The 17,109-nt window shown below is 61.6% G+C and carries 14 protein-coding genes; 7 read left to right on the top strand and 7 right to left on the bottom strand.

The window, feature by feature from the left end; genetic code table 11:
• A partial coding sequence (gene galE / locus PLL20_17900) for a UDP-glucose 4-epimerase GalE (protein ID HPD31870.1) occupies positions 1-762 on the bottom strand: 762 nt, incomplete at its 3' end.
• Between the two features lie 25 nt (positions 763-787).
• Complete coding sequence (locus tag PLL20_17895; protein HPD31869.1) at positions 788-1,090, bottom strand: hypothetical protein; 303 nt, start codon at positions 1,088-1,090, stop codon at positions 788-790.
• 213 nt (positions 1,091-1,303) lie between these two features.
• On the opposite strand from PLL20_17895, the gene PLL20_17890 reads away from it, so the two are divergent.
• From PLL20_17890 to PLL20_17880, 3 genes are all read left to right on the top strand, one after another.
• Positions 1,304-2,419: a hypothetical protein gene (locus PLL20_17890; GenBank protein HPD31868.1), complete on the top strand. Its 1,116-nt coding sequence runs from the start codon at positions 1,304-1,306 to the stop codon at positions 2,417-2,419.
• A 143-nt stretch (positions 2,420-2,562) separates the two neighbouring features.
• Complete coding sequence (locus PLL20_17885; protein ID HPD31867.1) at positions 2,563-4,047, top strand: aldehyde dehydrogenase family protein; 1,485 nt, start codon at positions 2,563-2,565, stop codon at positions 4,045-4,047.
• On the top strand, positions 4,035-5,126 hold the full coding sequence (locus PLL20_17880; protein ID HPD31866.1) for a DSD1 family PLP-dependent enzyme: 1,092 nt from the start codon (positions 4,035-4,037) through the stop codon (positions 5,124-5,126). The genes PLL20_17885 and PLL20_17880 overlap by 13 nt, the downstream gene beginning before the upstream one ends.
• A gap of 117 nt (positions 5,127-5,243) precedes the next feature.
• On the opposite strand, the gene PLL20_17875 is transcribed toward PLL20_17880, so the two are convergent.
• The 5 genes from PLL20_17875 to PLL20_17855 form a co-directional block, all read right to left on the bottom strand.
• Entirely contained in the window at positions 5,244-6,755 is a 1,512-nt protein-coding gene (locus PLL20_17875; protein ID HPD31865.1) for a hypothetical protein, read from the bottom strand.
• An 84-nt stretch (positions 6,756-6,839) separates the two neighbouring features.
• The gene (locus tag PLL20_17870; protein HPD31864.1) at positions 6,840-7,904 is read right to left on the bottom strand and encodes a hypothetical protein; all 1,065 of its coding nucleotides are present in this window, start codon (positions 7,902-7,904) and stop codon (positions 6,840-6,842) included.
• Between the two features lie 13 nt (positions 7,905-7,917).
• Positions 7,918-9,255 (bottom strand): sulfatase-like hydrolase/transferase, encoded by a 1,338-nt coding sequence (locus tag PLL20_17865; protein ID HPD31863.1) that lies wholly within the window; start codon positions 9,253-9,255, stop codon positions 7,918-7,920.
• Positions 9,256-9,299: 44 nt separating this feature from the next.
• A complete protein-coding gene (locus tag PLL20_17860) occupies positions 9,300-10,961 on the bottom strand; it encodes a sodium/solute symporter (GenBank protein ID HPD31862.1) in 1,662 nt (553 codons plus the stop codon).
• Between the two features lie 57 nt (positions 10,962-11,018).
• Positions 11,019-11,678, bottom strand: coding sequence for a GntR family transcriptional regulator (locus tag PLL20_17855; GenBank protein HPD31861.1), 660 nt, complete (start codon positions 11,676-11,678; stop codon positions 11,019-11,021).
• A 258-nt stretch (positions 11,679-11,936) separates the two neighbouring features.
• Here PLL20_17855 and PLL20_17850 point away from each other — a divergent pair, with 258 nt between their 5' ends.
• The 4 genes from PLL20_17850 (at position 11,937) to PLL20_17835 (ending at position 17,029) form a co-directional block, all read left to right on the top strand.
• Positions 11,937-12,755 carry an aldolase/citrate lyase family protein gene (locus PLL20_17850; protein HPD31860.1) on the top strand — a complete coding sequence of 273 codons (819 nt, stop codon included), beginning with the start codon at positions 11,937-11,939 and terminating at the stop codon, positions 12,753-12,755.
• A 135-nt stretch (positions 12,756-12,890) separates the two neighbouring features.
• Positions 12,891-13,907, top strand: a complete 1,017-nt coding sequence (locus PLL20_17845; GenBank protein ID HPD31859.1) for a Gfo/Idh/MocA family oxidoreductase — start codon at positions 12,891-12,893, stop codon at positions 13,905-13,907.
• A gap of 175 nt (positions 13,908-14,082) precedes the next feature.
• Entirely contained in the window at positions 14,083-14,895 is an 813-nt protein-coding gene (locus PLL20_17840; GenBank protein ID HPD31858.1) for an SDR family oxidoreductase, read from the top strand.
• Positions 14,896-14,998: 103 nt separating this feature from the next.
• Complete coding sequence (locus PLL20_17835) at positions 14,999-17,029, top strand: sodium:solute symporter (protein ID HPD31857.1); 2,031 nt, start codon at positions 14,999-15,001, stop codon at positions 17,027-17,029.
• Positions 17,030-17,109: the final 80 nt, after the last annotated feature.

Here is a 17,109-nt window from a genome sequence, read left to right as displayed (position 1 = left end):
CCGCCCGGTGCCGACGTTGTAGGCTGTGTACTCGCCCGGCCTGATTGCCTCGATCGCCAAGCGATGGGCTTCCGCCAGGTCTTCCACATGGATATAGTCGCGTATGCACGTTCCATCCGCCGTCGGGTAGTCAGAGCCGAAAACGCTCACGTGAGGCCTTTGACCGAGGGCGGTTTGCAGAACGATCGGGATCAGGTGCGTCTCCGGCTGATGATCTTCACCGATCGATCCGTCCTCCGCCGCACCGCACGCGTTGAAGTACCGCAAGGCGCAGGAACCCAGGCCCCAAGCGGCAGCCGAGTCGTCCAGCATCCATTCAACCGCCAGTTTCGATCGGCCATAGGGACTGATGGGTGACTGGGCCGCGCTCTCGGGAATAGGCACCCTTTGGGGTGTGCCGTAGGTGGCGCAAGTGGAGCTGAAGACCAGTCTGCGAATGCCGATTCGGGCCATCAGCTCCAGCAGCAAGAGCGTGTTGGCCGCGTTGTTGCGATAGTACATGAGCGGCTGATCGACCGATTCCCCGACGACCGCATAAGCCGCGAAGTGCATCACCGCGTCAAACGCTTGCGACGCCAGCGCCGACTCGAGCATGGCCGCGTCGCCCAGGCTGCCGGCGATCAACCGGGCCTTGGGATGCACCGCCCCACGATGTCCGCGAGAAAGATCGTCGTACACCACTACCTCATAGCCGTGTTCGCACAGATCCTTCACGCAATGGCTGCCGACGTAGCCGGCGCCGCCCGTCACAAATACGCGCATGTTGCAGAATCCCACCGGTTGTTCATCAATCCGTCGTGACATCGGCGAGGGCCGAAACGCCGACCACGGCGCGTCGGAAGACAAAAACCCTCTCCCGGTTCACGCGTATCCCATCTCTTGCCGACTCGGCGATGTACTGTTCGCGCTGGGCGTGCCCGTCCCTGCAATTGTGGACGTCGGCCTGCTCGAGCCAGAAACCATCGGCGTTGTACGAAGCCAGACGGCCGATGAAGACCATCGGTCCCTCGGTATCCAGCACCACTTCCTTTCCAATCAGGATGTCCAGCGACTCCGGCAACGCGACGCTCCTTTCGTCGTACCATCCCATCGGTCACCGCTTTCTCGTCAGCGTATAGTACGTTTGCCGACAAGAAACGGTCAAGTAAAAGGGTTGCGATCCCGCGATGTCGCGCTTGCGACCGGATGGACCCAACCAGCCGACGCCCCTTTGCCCCGCAGCCGTGCATTCCGGTACAATCCAGATCGTCTGACCGGGCCTTGAAAAGCAGTTGAAGACGAGATCTGTTGGAGGGCCTTGTTGATGCGTCATCGGTGTCTGAGCGATCGACGGACCGTATGGCTTTCCTCATGGGTTCTGGTGGCGGTTCTGCCGGTTTTCTTTGCCGCCGTGGCGCCCGCTGCTCAGGTCGCCGGCGAGCCGAAGGCCGATAGCGCCGTGATCGAGGAGTATCGTCAACGACTGAGCGAGCTGGGGCCGCGGGATATTGCCGGGCACTATGCCCTGGCCCAGTGGTGCAACGAGCGGGGGCAGTATGAGTTGGTTCTCGAACGCACTCAGTACATCCTGAGATTGGACCCGAGAAACGTCGATGCCCGATTGTTGAATACGGCCGCCCTGCACCGACTGGGTCAGCAACCGGTCGATGCTGGCCTCGACGGCCGGCCCCCGGGCGAGATCACGCTCGGCCTGATTACCAAGCAGGATGTTCAGCGCCTGCGGTTCCTCGAGTTGCTCGATTTCCAGCCGGATGACGTGCCCCCGGCCCTGCGGGAATCGATCTCGGTCCGCTTTGACCGGGGCGCCCTCACCGCTTTTCTGGACGCGATGGCCGACGTTCCCGAATTCGCCGGCAAAGCCAATCGACAGCGGTTCATCGCCTTGAAGCCGACGCAGCAGGTACAGGTTATGCGGCAATACGGCGATCTGGCTTTCCAGCCGAGGATCACGATTCTTAACGATCCTCTGGTGTTCCGCAGGTTCAAGCCGGTTGCCGCTCTCATCGAGCGCGGTTGCGCGACCCGCGACTGCCACGGAGGCAGCACGCCGGCCAAACCGTTTGGCTGGCGCGGTCATTCTCTCTACCCCGAACAGAGCCTTTACACACAGTTTCTCATTCTGGATCGGGTCGCGCTGGGACGAGACCGTCTGATCGATCGTGACCAACCCGCTGACAGCCTCATTCTCCAGTACGGTTTGCCTACCGGAGCCACGCGACGAAGTCACCCGGGCCAGATCAAGCCGCTTTATCCGCAGGGCACAGAGGATCCGAACTACAAGATGGTTCTTGATTGGATCGATCTGCTGCGCATTCCTCGCCCAATCAACGGCATCAGGCTCGAAGGGTATCCCGAACCCCTGCCTCCGGGCTCCCGGTTGTCCGCGACGAGGCCGGCCTCCAGCCGGCCTTCGCGCTGAACCGGCTTCCGCCTCCGCGCTCGGCTTGTCGTGTGGCATCAGACAAACTTGACGGACTACTGGACGCATTGTGGTTACAATACTCCCGCCGAGGGAGTCTCGGCGGTACTGCGGTCTTTTCCTTCTGCCTGCGGGAGCGCGTCATGAACAAATGTTGGCCAACACAGATGTACATTGGCGGGAGATGGGTCTCAGGCACGGGCGGCAAGACCATGCCGGTCTTCAATCCTGCCACAAGCGAGAAGTTGACGGAAGTGGCGGTGGCCGACGCCGCGGATGTTGATCGGGCGGTAGCCGCGGCACGCAAAGCATTTGACGAAGGGCCTTGGCCCTGGATGGATCCCCTGGACCGAGCCCGCTACCTGTGGAAGATCGCCGAGGTGCTCCGACGCCGGGCGGAAGAGTTCTCGATGACCGACACCCTCAACATCGGTAAGCCAATCCGCGATACGCGCGGCTGGGACACGCCGGTGTCCGTCCAGTTGTTCGAGAGCTATGCCGGCTTGGTCGACAAGGTGGCAGGCAAGTGCTTCGGCACCCTCCCCGAGAGCTTCACTTTTCTGTCCCGCGAGCCGATCGGAGTCGTGGCTTCGATCGTTCCCTGGAACTACCCGTTGACCAACGCGGCGATCAAGCTCGCTCCCGCCCTGGCCTGCGGCAACTGCGTGGTGCTCAAGCCGTCGGAAGTAGCTCCGCTGACGGCTCTTATGCTTGCCGAAATCGCCGAGGAAATCGGCCTGCCGCCGGGCGTGCTGAACGTGATCAACGGGACGGGTGCGGAAACCGGCTCGGCCCTCGTCGGCCATCCCGGTGTAGACAAAATCAGCTTCACCGGCCGTCTAGCCACCGGTCGGCAGATTATGAAGCTCGCAGCCGACGGCATCAAAGGGGTTGCCCTCGAGCTCGGCGGCAAAACGCCAAACATCGTCTTCCCTGACGCCCGACTCGAAGACGCGGCCAGCGCCGCCCTCATGGGCATCTACTGTCACCTCGGCCAGGTCTGCGTGGCCGCGTCGCGGTTGCTGGTTCACAAGAGCATCCACGACGAGTTCGTGGATCGCCTGTTGACCAGAGCCAAGGCGTTCCGCCAGGGAGACCCGACCGATGAGCGAAATCACCTTGGCTGCATCGCTACGCCAATCCATCTGAAGACCATTGAGCAGTACGTCGAGAAGGCCAAGAGCGAAAAAGCCTTGCTGCTTATGGGCGGCTGCCGGCCGGACGACCCCGCCTTGGCCAAGGGCTGCTATTACCGGCCGACACTGTTCGACCGCGTGACCCCCGACATGACCATCGCACGGGAGGAGGTTTTTGGACCGGTTCTGGCCGTGATGACTTTCGGCGATGAGGATGAGGCGGTCCGTATCGCTAACGACAGCGATTTCGGCTTGATGGCCTGCCTGTGGACTCAGGACGGCGGTCGGGCCCTGCGAGTCGCACGGCGGTTGCGCGTCGGCAAGGTCGCCATCAACGGCGGCGGGGCGTTCCGCTCCGGTTCGCCGATGTCCGGATACAAACAGAGCGGAATCGGGTCAGACTTGGGCCACGAGGAAGCCGTCCACGAATACACCAACAGCAAGGTTGTCCTCTATTCTCTTGCCACGGAGATACCCGCATGGCCGGATTGATCGGCAGACCGATCGAAGACCTTGACACTCCTGCGCTGCTGCTGGATTGGCCTGCGGCGCAGCGGAACCTGCGGAAAATGGCCGACTTCTTTCGCGGCCGTCCCGCTCAACTCCGACCACACTTCAAGAACCATAAGTGCAGCGAGCTGGCCCGACGTCAGCTCAAGGCCGGTTCAGCGGTGGGAGTTACCTGCGCCAAGTTGGCGGAGGCCGAGGTGCTGGCCACGGCCGGCGTTGATGACATCCTGATCGCGAACCAGATCGTCGGCCCGGCCAAGATCGATCGTCTTATCGCCCTTGCCCGCAGGGTGCCCAGGCTTCGCGTCGCCGTGGATGATCTGGAGCAAACGCGTCTCCTGGCCCGGGTGGCCGAAGCTTCTGGCCTGACCGTCGGAGTGCTGATCGAGATCGACATCGGCATGGGGCGCTGCGGCTTGCCGCCAGGGGAGCCGGCCGTCCGTATGGCCGCCGAGCTGGCGACCTTGAAAGGTATCCGTCTTGACGGCCTGCAGGCCTACGAGGGGCATCTGGTGGCCGTTGCTGATCCTCAGGAACGGCAGACCAGGACGCAACAGGCTTTCGAGCCGGCTTTGCACACGCGGCAAATGCTCGTGGACGCGGGACTTCCGCCGGGCATCATCAGCGGCGGCTCCACCTCGACCTACGCCATCACCGGACGCATCGAAGGTATCGACGAGATCCAGGCCGGCACCTACGTCACCATGGATAACATGTACCGCAAACTGACGCCGGAGTTCGAGGTGGCCCTCTCGGTGTTGTCCACGGTGATCAGCCGTCCCCGATCGGATACGAACGTTCTGGACGTCGGTCTCAAGGGCCTGGGACACGAATTCGGCTCCCCATCGCCCAAAGAGTGGCTCGACGGCGACTGCCAGTCATCGCTTGCCGAGGAGCACTGCATCGTCCGCAACGGCCCCGATTGGCGGGTCGGCCAGAAGGTCGAACTCGTACCCAGCCACGCCTGTACCACCTGCAATCTCTACCGGCAACTCCACGTCTTCGAGCAGGGTCGAATTGTCGATGTGTGGCCTATCGATGCAAGCGGCTGCCTGACATGAGGTATCAATGATCGCAACCGCCAGATTCAGAAACACAGGAGATGGCTTTCTGACCCTATCCGCCGCGATGATGCGACAGATATCACTTTCTGCCGGCTTACCTGCGCGCTCCTGCGGCTAATTGCAGGCCGGAACAAGCGGGACCCCAGGACCGCTGCCGCATCGTTCAAACCTGGCCAGGTCGTTGCCGTCCACGGCGCTGTCCAAGCCGCTACCCGCGCTGTCGGTGACGTCAAAGCACTTGCAGATACCGTCGAGAGCAAAGGCCCCGGGACCGGTGTAACAGGCCTGAAAGAATGAGAAATCGGTCTGATCCACGTCGCCGTCCTCATCGATGTCCGCAAACGGCGTCGGGCAGCAGGCTCTCGCGTCATCGCAGTTCGTGCCGTCTCCTCTGTAGGTTCCGCCCGCGGCCGCGCAGTCGCCGGCCGTCATGAGTCTGCACCCGTCCAGCGGCACGCAGCATCCTCCCTGCGACCCTTGCGACCGAGTCAGCACTCCGTCATACAGAACCACGTCGTCCACCCATGGATTGCCGCTGTGGGAACCGTTGATGCAGTCGTAGCTGATGGGCGCGGCGCATGTGCCTGTCATGTCATCAAGCACACATCCTCGTCCGACGCCAATGCGAACCCTGTCGAAAGGGCCAGTGTACTGGCGGGGGTAGGTGGCCCTGTACGGGCTGATCGTTGCTCCCGGAGCCCACATTCTGAGTTCCACCTGCGTATCAGTAACGGTCATGCTGAAGCGGTGATAGGCCTTAGTAAGGCTGAAATCCCCGTTGGCACCGCCATAACCGCCCTTGACGACCCACCAGCGATTCCCGTCAAAGAATGCCGGGTGGTTGTTCTGCGGGTGATGGGCGCCGGTGCCACACAGTTCAGGGTGACACGGATTCATGTCCAGCTTCGAAAGGAGGCCAAACGCTATGGCGGCGTGAGTGGCCGTGGATATGGGCGGACAGTCGGCCGGCCGAGGTTCAAGCGGGTTGGCTACCTGGCAAACAACGGGAAAGCCTTTGGACGGCCCGCCACAGGACATCTGGGAGCAGTCTTCGCTCATCACATGGTCGGTGGGAGCTCGATCACCGCCAAGAGCCAGCTCGACGTAAAGATCCTTGTATTGGCCGAACCTGTTGCCCTCGTGCCCGAGCCAGAGCACGAAGTAAAGCACAAGCGGGGCATCTGCCGTGCCGTTGACGGCGTCCGCTGCGGGCTCACCGCGGCGAACGGCGGCCATCTCGATGGCCCCTTGCCTCAGCAGGTCATAGACCCGCTGTTCCTCCTCAACGTCGACATAGTCCTCGATGCCGGCGGGGTACTTCATGCCGAACGGCATGCTGTACTTCTGGTCGCTCCCGATCTTCATGTCGAACCCGCAGAGCATGGTCATTTCCGCCCAATTGGTCAGGAAGCCGACCGAATTGACGCTGCTCCCGTCCACACAGGCGGCCGGAGGCGGGTCGCTGGGCGGATAGCCCGGCCAAGGGTCGCCGCCGTTGCAGTAGCTGTCGAAGTCATCGCACATGATGATGCGGCGGGGTTCGACACCAATACACCTGCCGGCCATGGCACTGCTACAGGACATCAGCACCGCCGGCACGACCGCTATAGCACACGATCGTTTCATGTTCGGCCCTCCTGTCTGGGCCATCGGCTTCGCCACACGCCGGGCGACGTTGTATGAGGAATCGAACGAAAACCGGCTGCAGCCTCAATCGCAAGCTGGATCCGCCGGCATGCCAGGACCGCTGGCGCAGGCCTCAAAGGCCATCCAATCGTCCGAATCAATACCCTGAACGACGCCCGTGAGCACGTGGTTGAAGCACGAGCAGCGCTCGGGCACTCCGCCGCCCGGGCCAGTGAAGCAGGCTTGGAAGGTCGCGAAATCGGCTTGATCCACGTCATGATCCCAATCGGCGTCGGCGAACGGATCCGGGCAGCAGTTGATGTTCGGATCGTCGCACGAAGAGCCGGCACCCTGCCAGATGCCTCCCAGGGCCGTGCAATCGCTCTCGGTGGCGTTCGACTGACAACCGAGGCTGGGCGGCGGCAGACAACAGGCACCTTTCGGCACGACCAGGTCAAGCACGCCGCCGGTAAGCGTGATATTGTCGGCATAGCATGGATAATCGCTCCCGGTCCAGTTGGGACCCGGATAGTCGGTGGTTCCGAGCGCCAGACTCTGGAAGCCGCCCGTATAAGCGCGAAGAATGCCGCGACGCGTCTGGGTTGCCGGATACTGCGAGCTTCGAACGTCGAGATCGAAAGTGGTGGACTTGATGGTCATCTTCAACCATGTCCACTTCTCCGATGAATTGATCTGACCACCCGGCGTCGGGAAATTCTCCTTGAGCAAGGACCAGTGATCGCCGTCGTAGATGACATTCTGGTAAACCATCCAGTTGGTTAGATCGCAGTCAAGCTTGGGTTGGAGCCCGTTCTCCCCGCCGAAAAATCCGAAGGCCATCGCCTTGCGGGGAACGCTTGGCGTGATGTTCTGGATGTCCGAAGAGCCGTTACATGGCGAGGCGTGGACCAGCCTCAGCGGCACGTCAATGTACTGGCCGGGATTCTCAGGGTCCGGAACCGTCTGACTCACCGGAACCCTGCTGTCCTCGGCATACAACTGGGCGAAAAACGCCGTGTTGTCCTCCTTGCCGCCCGTCTGTGCCCAGAAATACATCTCAAGAATCAGCGGGTTGGCGTCGGTCCCGTTGAAGGCGTTCTTGGAGGGATCCAGGCCGCCGGCGATGGTCGCCAGGTCCACTCTGTTCATCTGAGCCGCATACTCACTTCGCCTTCATGGATTGCCATTGTGCATGGAGGCGCAGGAGTTGCTGAGCCACATCAGGATGCTCCTGACATACGTTGACTTTTTCTCCCGGATCGGCTGACAGGTCGACCAGGAAGACGACATCATCCCCCGTGGCGCGGGTCGTTCGCCCTTGGGCCATGTTCATCAGGCCGTTGCGGACCACTTTCCATTTGCCCTGCCGAACAGCCTGCTGCCCGTCCCACTCGAAGTACAGGACGTCGTGGCCTGGCTTGGAAGGGTCAAGCAGAAACGGCATCCAACTGCGACCATCGATCACGTGGTCAGGCGGCAACCGCGAGCCGGTGATCTCCGCGACGGTGGCGAACAGATCCATCGCAACGGCCAGCTGGTCGCGGACCTGCCCGCCGCGAACCCGCTTGGGCCAACTGATGATCGCCGGCATGTGGATGCCGCCATCGAAGAGACTCCGCTTGTATTCACGATACGGGGCATTACTGCCGCCCCCTTCGCCGCGGGGAGAGGGATCCGCCGCCCCGTTGTCGCTGGTGAAGAAAACGAACGTGTCCTCGGTCAGCCCCAGTTCGTTGATCTTCCCCATGATGATGCCGATCGACTCGTCGAGACCTGCGACCATCGCCGCGTAGTCGCGCCGGGCTCGCGGCAGATGTGCATATTGCCGGTGAAAGCGTCCGTGAGCGACCATGGGATAGTGCGGAGCATTATAGGCCGCGTAGATCAAAAACGGGCGGCTCTTGTTTTCCTCGATGAACCGCACGGCCTCGCGCGTGATCAGGTCGGTCATGTGCATGCCGTCCTCGAACACTTCCTGCCGATTGCGGTACAGGTCGTGGTAATACGGCAGGCTCGCGTAGTACATGTGCGAGAACGCGTCGATACAACTGCCGTGATGGCCGAAAAACAGGTCGAAGCCCTGGGCATTGGGCTGGGTGTCATGCGTGGAGCCGAGGTGCCATTTGCCCAAAGCCGCCGTCGCATAGCCCTGGGGGCGAACGAGTTCGGCAAGCGTTATCTCCGAGGAGGGAATTCCTGGTTGATCCATTCCCGACTCGATGTTCTTCTCGGTGGACATGCCGATCCGGTTGGGATATCGGCCGGTGATCAGCGCCGCCCGCGACGGGGCACAGATCGGCGAGGCCACGTAGAAGTTGGTCAACCGGACGCCCGCGCGGGCCAGAGAGTCTAATTGGGGCGTCTGAATGTCACCGCAACCGTAACAGCCGACGTCGCCGATACCCATGTCGTCGGCGAGAAAAACGATTACGTTCGGGGTGCGCCCGACCACGCAACAGGGCGTCACCAGGCAGACGAGCCCGACAATCAATCGATTCATAAGACACCCATGGTTTCCTCGACAAGAGCCTGCCATTTGCCCGTTCATTGCCGCACGCCGTCCCGCGAGACGGCCGAAACGCCCGATGCAGGAGGCTTTTCCTTGTAGGTCCAGTAACTGACAGGAACGGCTACCAGCAGGTCGACCAGCAGTGCCGCCAGGCTCATCCATTGGAAACTGACCTTGTTGGTGCAGGCAAACACTGCCGCCACAGCGCATCCCGCCAGCGTGCCGCAGGCCGCCCCGATCGGTGTGGCGAACCGCACGAACAACGCCAGGACAAAGAGCATGAACAGCGGCGCGACGAAGACGTGGTTCGTGCGCACCGTGATCTCCATGATATTCATGCCCTTGATCTGGCCCATCAGAAGGCTGATGACCACGGCCACAAATCCGCTCACGAACGAAATGATCCGAATCCGTTTCACCTGCACGGCGTCGGAATCGGCGGCGGGAACCTTGCGGAACCGATCGATGAAGTCGACGCTGATGACAGAACAGGCCGAATTGACGCCCGAAGACAGGCTGGACATCGCCGCGGCCAGCAGAGCGGCCAGGATCAGACCGGTCAGGCCTGGCGGCACATGATGGATAATGTAGAGCGGAAAAACGATGTCCGCCTTCGTCTCCAGCGCCCCCGCGGAAAGATAGTCCGGGTGGGCGGTAAAGAAGGCCAGCAAGGCAAAACCTACGCAGGCCAGCAACGTGGTGATCAGAATGTTGGCGAGTCCGGTCACCAGAAAGACCCGCCGGGCCGTCTTCGTGTCGCGCGTGGCGAGGTAGCGCTGAATGGCCATCTGGTCTGAACCGGCCGTTCCGATCCACCAGATGGTCATGAACAGGATTGAACCGATCACGGTCACCCTCACGGTTGGATCGAAGCTGAAGAACGGCTGGTGATCCCAGTTGGGTGACCAGGCACTTGGCCACCAGGCCGTGACGCCTCCCATCTTGACGGTGATCAGAATAATCGTCAGACAGGCGCCGCCGAGCAAAATGATGGATTGTATGACGTCGGTCAAAACGACCGCCCGCAGGCCGCCCATGCTGGTATACGCCACGGTCAGCAGGCCCACGGCGGCCGCGACAACCGGCGTCACCCACGCCGCCGTGTCCGGAGGCAGGTCCATCATCGTGACGATGATCTTCTCGGCGGTCACGTAGATAATGAGGGCCATCCAGAGAGTGCGGGTGACCAGGAACACGATCGCCGCAAGAAGACGCAGCCCCACACCCAGGCGCGTCTCGAGAATCTCGTAAGCGCTGGTGACCCGCTGCTCCATGAATCGCGGGATAATGAAGTAACCGACAAGAACGTAAGCGATCGGGATGGCCATCATCGACCACAAAATGACCGGTCCCTTGCTGATCATCTCGCCCGGCAGCGCAAGATAGGTGATGGTGCTGAACAGCGTCGCGAAAAGCGACAAGCCGACCGACGACGATCGCATCCTGCGCCCGCCGAGCAGATAGTCCTCCCGGTTGCGCGTTCGGCGGGCATAGTAAACCCCGATGCCCAACATGCCCGCGCCGTATGCGGCGATGATGCCCCAGTCCAGGGTCGTCAGTCCGTATGGCACGGCAGCGGACGAGGACGCCGGTGCCGCGGTTTGCCCCCAGGCTGCGTCGGCGACGACCAACCCCCCAATGATCATCACGCATCCGATAAGCGGCGTCTTTCGGCAAGGCGGGGCGGTTTGTGGCACGTCGGCCTCCGGACAGATGCGACAGGATCGGTTGGACAATCGGACTTCGATCGCGGGTCATCCCGCGTGAAGAGGAACGATGGCTCTCTCGGTCAGGTGCGTGCCCAGCATCGCCTTCGCCTCTTCAGCGCTGCCCTTTAGGATGGCGTCAAGTATCGCACGATGCTCGTTCAGCGTCTTCTGAACGCGAACCTCCCACAAGTGACCGCTGATCACTTCCGGGTGGATAATCGGCAGAGGAGCCCGTTGGTAAAGCGTCACGAGCCGCTTGTTACCCGCCGCCTCGATCAGCGCTTCGTGATACCGGCGATCTGCCTCGGCCACTCCCAGCATGTATTCCTCCCTGACCAGACGCTCGAGCTGCTCGCAGGCGACGCGCATGGCCCTCAGATGCGTCGGGGTGTTGTTCTTCGCGGCGATGATCCGTTCAATGGCTCCGCCTTCCAGGATCAGGCGGACATCAAGAATCTCGCGAATGTCTTCGTTCGTCAGGGCCGGGACGAAGTAACCCGTCTTCGGCCCCTTGGTCACGAAACCTTCGGCTTCCAATCGGGCAAATGCCTCTCGCAGGGCCGTGCGGTTCACGGACAACTTCGCCGCCCAGTGTGACTCTCGCAACCGCTCTCCCTCACGCACCTGTTGCAGTATCAGCAGACGGCGCAGACGATAGTAAGCCTGGTCACGAAGTGAACCATTTTGCGGGGGGGCTATTGACATCGTACGACTCCCTATGTTAGTGTTCGCTGCCATTAGAGTTTACAGAAACCCCCCGGTTTCGTCAACAACGGGATTGCACAGATTTGCTGTTCGTTTTTGTCCCCGCGTGACTTACGGCAGTCAGTGTGATGCAGGATTGTCCTCGGGTCGTTGATGCACAAACGCGCCGCACGGCCCTGCGAAGCCGGTTTTATCGGATCTCTGTGTAGTGCCAGAACTGGGGAACTTGCCTTATCCCCTGAGATGGACCGAGGAATCATGAGACGAAGCACAGTCAAGTCAAAACTGCTCCGGAAACAGCCCGCCTTGTGTCTCCAATGCCATTTCACCGACCAATCCGTTTTCGAACTGGTCGCTCTGCTGGGCATGGACGGCATCTGGATGGATCTCGAGCATCACAACTACAGCGTGGAGACGGCCAACGGGCTGATCCGCGCGACCCGGGTCGCCAAGTGCGACGTGGTCGCCCGGGCGGCCAAGGGCGAATACATGCGTTTTGCCCGGCTGCTGGAAGCCGGAGCACATGGCCTGATGTACCCGCGATGCGACGACGCAGCCGAAGCCGCTGAGCTGGTCAAGTGGACCAAGTTCTATCCTATCGGCAAGAGAGGGTTCGACGGCGGCAACGGCGACATGCCGTATTGCTCGGTGCCCATGGCTGACTACATGAAGGCCGCCAATGAGGAGACCTTCATCATCATCCAGCTCGAAGAGCAGGCGGCAGTCGACCGGGCCGACGAGATTGCCGCGGTGCCCGGCGTGGATATTCTCTTCCTGGGCCCCGCCGACTTCACTACCCTCAGCGGCATCCCCGGGCAGTGGGATCACCCCAAGGTCTGGAACGCTTACAAGAAGATTGCCAAAGCGGCCGAAAAGGCTGGCAAGTGGTGGGGAACGCCCGCGTTCGACACCGAGCATTGCCGCAGGTTGATGGACCTGGGGGCCCTGTTTTTCTGCCACAGCGCGGACATCGTCATCTTCAAAGCCGGCGTCGAGAACATCCAACGGCAGTTCTCGCCGCTCGGTTTTACTTTCGACAATCGCCTGGCCGCCGGCAGGAGTTACATTGAAGGTTGAGATCGACGATGCAGACCGCAATGCAGGGAGTTGAGAAGTCGCAAACGGAGAACTGAGGAGCACCGGCACAATGCCGGTCACGCCCGGAATTCGGCCCCTGCGGCCGGTGGCAGGCGGCGATGGAGAACGTTGTTCATGGCGAAGCATCGGATTCTGATTATCGGGGTAGGGTCGATCGGCGAACGCCATACCCGAACGTTTCAGCGTACCGGCCGGGCCGAGTTGTCCATCTGCGAGAGCAACGAGCAGCTTCGCAGGACCGTGGCCGAACGATACGGGATCAACCAGACCTATGCCGGACTCGATGAGGCCCTCAACGACGACAAGTTTGACATCGGCCTGATCTGCACGCCCTCGCACCTGCACGTTCCGATGGCGACCAGGTTGGTGAAGGCACGCAAGCACGTCTTCATCGAAAAGCCGCTCAGTCTCTCGTTGTACGGGATTTCGGAACTGATGGAGCTGACCAGGGAGAAGGGCGTCAAAGCGGCGGTGGCTTACACCTACCGCTCGCATCCTGCCCTGCGGTCGATGAAGGAGGCCATTGATTCCGGGCGATTCGGCGAACCCGTGCAGGTCATCGGCACGTGGGGGCAGCATTTTCCCAAGTACCGCCCGGCGTACCGGCAAATCTACTACACCAGTCGCAAGACCGGCGGCGGAGCCATCCAGGACGTGCTCACCCACGCAATCAACGCCGGAGAGTTCCTCGCGGGCCCGGTCGGCAGACTGATGGCCGACTGCGGGCACCAGGTGCTCGAAGGTGTGAGCGTTGAGGACACGGTTCACGTGATCACCCGCCAGAACGGCGACAAGGTCATGGGCTGCTACAGCCTGAACCAGCACCAGGCACCCAACGAAAACACGGTCACCGTCGTCTGCAAGAAAGGCACCGCCAGATGGGATCTGAACAACGCCCGCTGGATGTCCATGGCCGAACCGGACGCCGGCTGGAAAACCGAGTTCCAGTTCTCCACCGAGCGGGACGACATTTTCGTCAACCAGGCGAACATTTTTATGGACGCCATAGAAGGCAAGGGAAACTTTGCCTGTACGCTGGAGGAAGGCCTGCAGACGCTGCGCGTGAATCTGACCGTCCTTCAGGCGGCGGACAAGCCGAACTGGCAACCTCTGGTTGCGGTGCCAAGCTGAACAAAATGATGAGTGAGGGAGTCCGAATGAGGAAGGCAAGTCGTCAGTGACGGGTTACCGGTGTTCGATTCAAGAGTCACGATGTGCCTCTGACTCCCGACTGACAACGGATCACTGACTGCGCCTCTTGGTTTTCTCCTCATTCGGGTCCTCGAGACACGAAGGAGCCGATGCAATGAGCGATACCCCACAAGAACCGACGATCCAGGAAATGTTCAATCTCAGCGGCAAGGTCGCATTGATCACCGGAGCCTGTGGCTGGCTCGTTCAGTCGATGTGCCGGGCCCTGGCCGAGGCCGGCGCCGGCGTGGTCTGCGCCGACATCCCCGCGGCCAGAGAAAAAGCCCAGGAAGTGGCCAAGTCGCTGCCGGTCGTCGGCAACGCCAGACACTATGTTACCGAGCTCGACTACATGGACGCCAAGTCCATCGACAACTGCATGGCCGACGCGGTGAAGCAGGCAGGCAAGGTCGACATCCTGGTCAATTCCGGCTACGAACGGGTCACCTCGGATTGGCGAACGGTCAGCGGCGAGCAGTTTACCCGCCAACTCCAGAACGCTACCGGTGTGTTCCTCCTGAGCCGGGCGATGCGACAACACGTTGTCGACCGGAAAGGCAAAGGCAGCATCATCAACATCGGCTCGATGTACGGCATCGTCGGGTCATACCCGGATGCCTATAGCGACGTGCCGATGTGCAGCCCGGTCGCGTATCACTGCCTCAAGGGCGGAATTCTGTCCATGAGCCGGCATATGGCGGTCTATTGGGTGGGCGACGGCATCCGAGTCAATGTCTTGAGCCCCGGCCCGTTCCCGGCCCCGAACGTCAGCCCCAAGATGGTCGAGCGCCTCAGCAGCAAGAGCCCGATGAAACGCATGGGCAAACCCCACGAACTCAAGGGCGCTCTGGTCTTTCTGGCCAGCGACGCGAGCAGCTACGTCACCGGCGCGAACATCGTGGTCGACGGCGGCTGGATGGCCTGGTGACCTGAAAAAGGAGCACCGGCACGGGGTGCCACCGGCGGCTGCTCGCCGGTGCGCGAATGTGTTTCGGCTTGACGCAACTCGGCACGTCGCCTGAGGTGCCCTTATGAACCTGCACTGGGTCGACTGGGCGATCGTTCTGTCTCTGGTTGCCTTTCTCATTCTCACCGCCCAGTTCACCAGGCGCTACATGCGCGGGGTCAGCGACTTCCTCGCGGCCAACCGCTGCGGCGGACGATACCTGATCTGTATCTCCTCCGGCGGGGCGGAGCTTGGCGCGGTCACGATCGTGGCCCTGTGGCAGCTCTATACCAACAGCGGGTTCACCGGGCTGTGGTGGAAGGTGGCCGAGTGGCCGCTGGTGTTTATCCTGGCTATGTCCGGGTGGGTCCTGTACCGCTACCGCCAGACCCGAGCCCTGACTATGGCCCAGTTCCTGGAAATGCGCTACAGCCGCCGGTTTCGCGTGTTCACCGGCTTCGTGGCCTTCGCTGCCGGGCTGGTCAATTACGGTGTGTTCCCGAGCATCAATGCCCGGCTGATCATCTACTTTTGCGGCCTGCCCGAGTACGTGAGTCTGTGGGGTCTGTCGATCGGGACGTTCCCGCTGGTGATGATGGTGCTACTGGGTCTGGCGTTGTTTTTCACCTTCGCCGGCGGGCAGATCGCCATCATGTTGACCGACTTCGTCCAGGGCATCTGTTGCCTCGTGGTTTTCCTGGTCGCGGCTCTGGTGCTTTACTACCTCATCGGCTGGGACACGATCGGCACATCTCTGTTGGCCGGGTCACAGCCCCAGGCTTCCCTGCTCAATCCGTTTGATACCAGCAAGATCAAAGGCTTCAGCATGGGGTTCTTCCTGGTGCAGTACTTTCGGTGGGTGTACCACTGGAAGGCCTGGCAGGGAACCCAGGGCTTCAACGCGGCTGCTCGCACTCCCCACGAAGCCCGAATGTCCGGCATACTCGGACAGTGGCGCTTCATTGCCCAGCAGATGCTCATCCCGATCTTCGCCATCTGCGTGTTGGCGGCCTTGAACAGCCCGCAGTTCGCCGACAGCGTGGGAAATGCGAAACAGGTTTTGAGCGGAATTCACACGGATCGGGTGAAATCGGAGCTGACCGTTCCCCTGGTTCTCGCCCGGTTGCTCCCGATCGGGCTGATGGGGGCAATGGCCGCGGTCCTGCTGGCGGCGGCGGTGGCCACCGATCAGGCCTACCTGCACTCATGGGGCAGCATTTTCATTCAGGATGTCGTCCTGCCACTCCGCAAAAGGCCGCTCACTCCCCAGCAGCACATTCGCTGCCTGAGGCTGGCTATCCTGGGAGTGGCCGCCTTCGCTTTCTGGTTCAGCCTGGTGTTCCGCGACCTGGGCGACTATGTCCTGATGTTTTTTGCCGCCACCGGGGCGATCTACCTGGGCGGCGCCGGGTGTTCCATCATCTCCGGTCTTTACACGCGCCGGGGCACCACGGCCGGGGCATGGGGGGCCATGATCACCGGCGTGGTCCTTGGCGGCATCTGGCTCGTCGCGAACCGCCTCGCGATCGCCGATGCCGGCGCCGGCGGAATGGTGTTCCGCCTGCAATCCGTGCTGTATCAGTCTCCGGCGATCGAGTGGTTCGTCAATACCATCGGCAAGGGCGACCGCAAGTATCTGGATGGCCAGTGGATGTGCTTATACATCTCCCTGACGGCGATCGCGGTATATTGGATTCTGTCTCTGCTCCTGCCGGGAAAGCCCTTCGACCTCGACAAGATGCTGCACCGCGGGCAATACGCCGTTGCGGAAGATGTTGTCCAGGGCGACGCCGCGCTCAGCGGCATCTGGAAATGGCTGGGCGTCAACAAAGAGTTCACCCGCGGCGACAAGGCGATCTACGGGGCCTCGGTCATCTGGGTGCTGGTCTGGGGCGGTATCTTCATCGCCGGTGCGATCTACCATTGCGGCATCCGCGAGACAACCGACGCCTCGTGGCTGGGCTTCTGGAAAATACTGGTCTGGCTGGCGCTGGGGCTGGGTGTGACGGTCACGGTGTGGTTCCTGATCGGCGGTGTGCGGGACCTTAAGGACATGTTCCACCTGCTTCGCACCAAAGCCCGCGATGAGGCCGACGACGGGCGGGTCCGTTCGTGAAGCGGCTCCCACCGCGACGTCGACGGCCCGGGGCTCCGCCGTGATCCGGCACGTCCGGACAGAAGTCTCGCCCGCAGGGC

The organism is Phycisphaerae bacterium, assembly GCA_035384605.1.
Classification (GTDB): domain Bacteria; phylum Planctomycetota; class Phycisphaerae; order UBA1845; family PWPN01; genus JAUCQB01.
This window is presented reverse-complemented; position numbering and strand designations above follow the sequence as displayed.

Excerpts from the sequence above, each read along its gene's own strand:
- PLL20_17895 (HPD31869.1), bottom strand. The coding sequence starts at position 1,090 with ATGGGATGGTACGACGAAAGGAGCGTCGCGTTGCCGGAGTCGCTGGAC.
- PLL20_17890 (HPD31868.1), top strand. The coding sequence starts at position 1,304 with ATGCGTCATCGGTGTCTGAGCGATCGACGGACCGTATGGCTTTCCTCA.
- PLL20_17885 (HPD31867.1), top strand. The coding sequence starts at position 2,563 with ATGAACAAATGTTGGCCAACACAGATGTACATTGGCGGGAGATGGGTC.
- PLL20_17880 (HPD31866.1), top strand. The coding sequence starts at position 4,035 with ATGGCCGGATTGATCGGCAGACCGATCGAAGACCTTGACACTCCTGCG.
- PLL20_17875 (HPD31865.1), bottom strand. The coding sequence starts at position 6,755 with ATGAAACGATCGTGTGCTATAGCGGTCGTGCCGGCGGTGCTGATGTCC.
- PLL20_17870 (HPD31864.1), bottom strand. The coding sequence starts at position 7,904 with ATGAACAGAGTGGACCTGGCGACCATCGCCGGCGGCCTGGATCCCTCC.
- PLL20_17865 (HPD31863.1), bottom strand. The coding sequence starts at position 9,255 with ATGAATCGATTGATTGTCGGGCTCGTCTGCCTGGTGACGCCCTGTTGC.
- PLL20_17855 (HPD31861.1), bottom strand. The coding sequence starts at position 11,678 with ATGTCAATAGCCCCCCCGCAAAATGGTTCACTTCGTGACCAGGCTTAC.
- PLL20_17850 (HPD31860.1), top strand. The coding sequence starts at position 11,937 with ATGAGACGAAGCACAGTCAAGTCAAAACTGCTCCGGAAACAGCCCGCC.
- PLL20_17845 (HPD31859.1), top strand. The coding sequence starts at position 12,891 with ATGGCGAAGCATCGGATTCTGATTATCGGGGTAGGGTCGATCGGCGAA.
- PLL20_17840 (HPD31858.1), top strand. The coding sequence starts at position 14,083 with ATGAGCGATACCCCACAAGAACCGACGATCCAGGAAATGTTCAATCTC.
- PLL20_17835 (HPD31857.1), top strand. The coding sequence starts at position 14,999 with ATGAACCTGCACTGGGTCGACTGGGCGATCGTTCTGTCTCTGGTTGCC.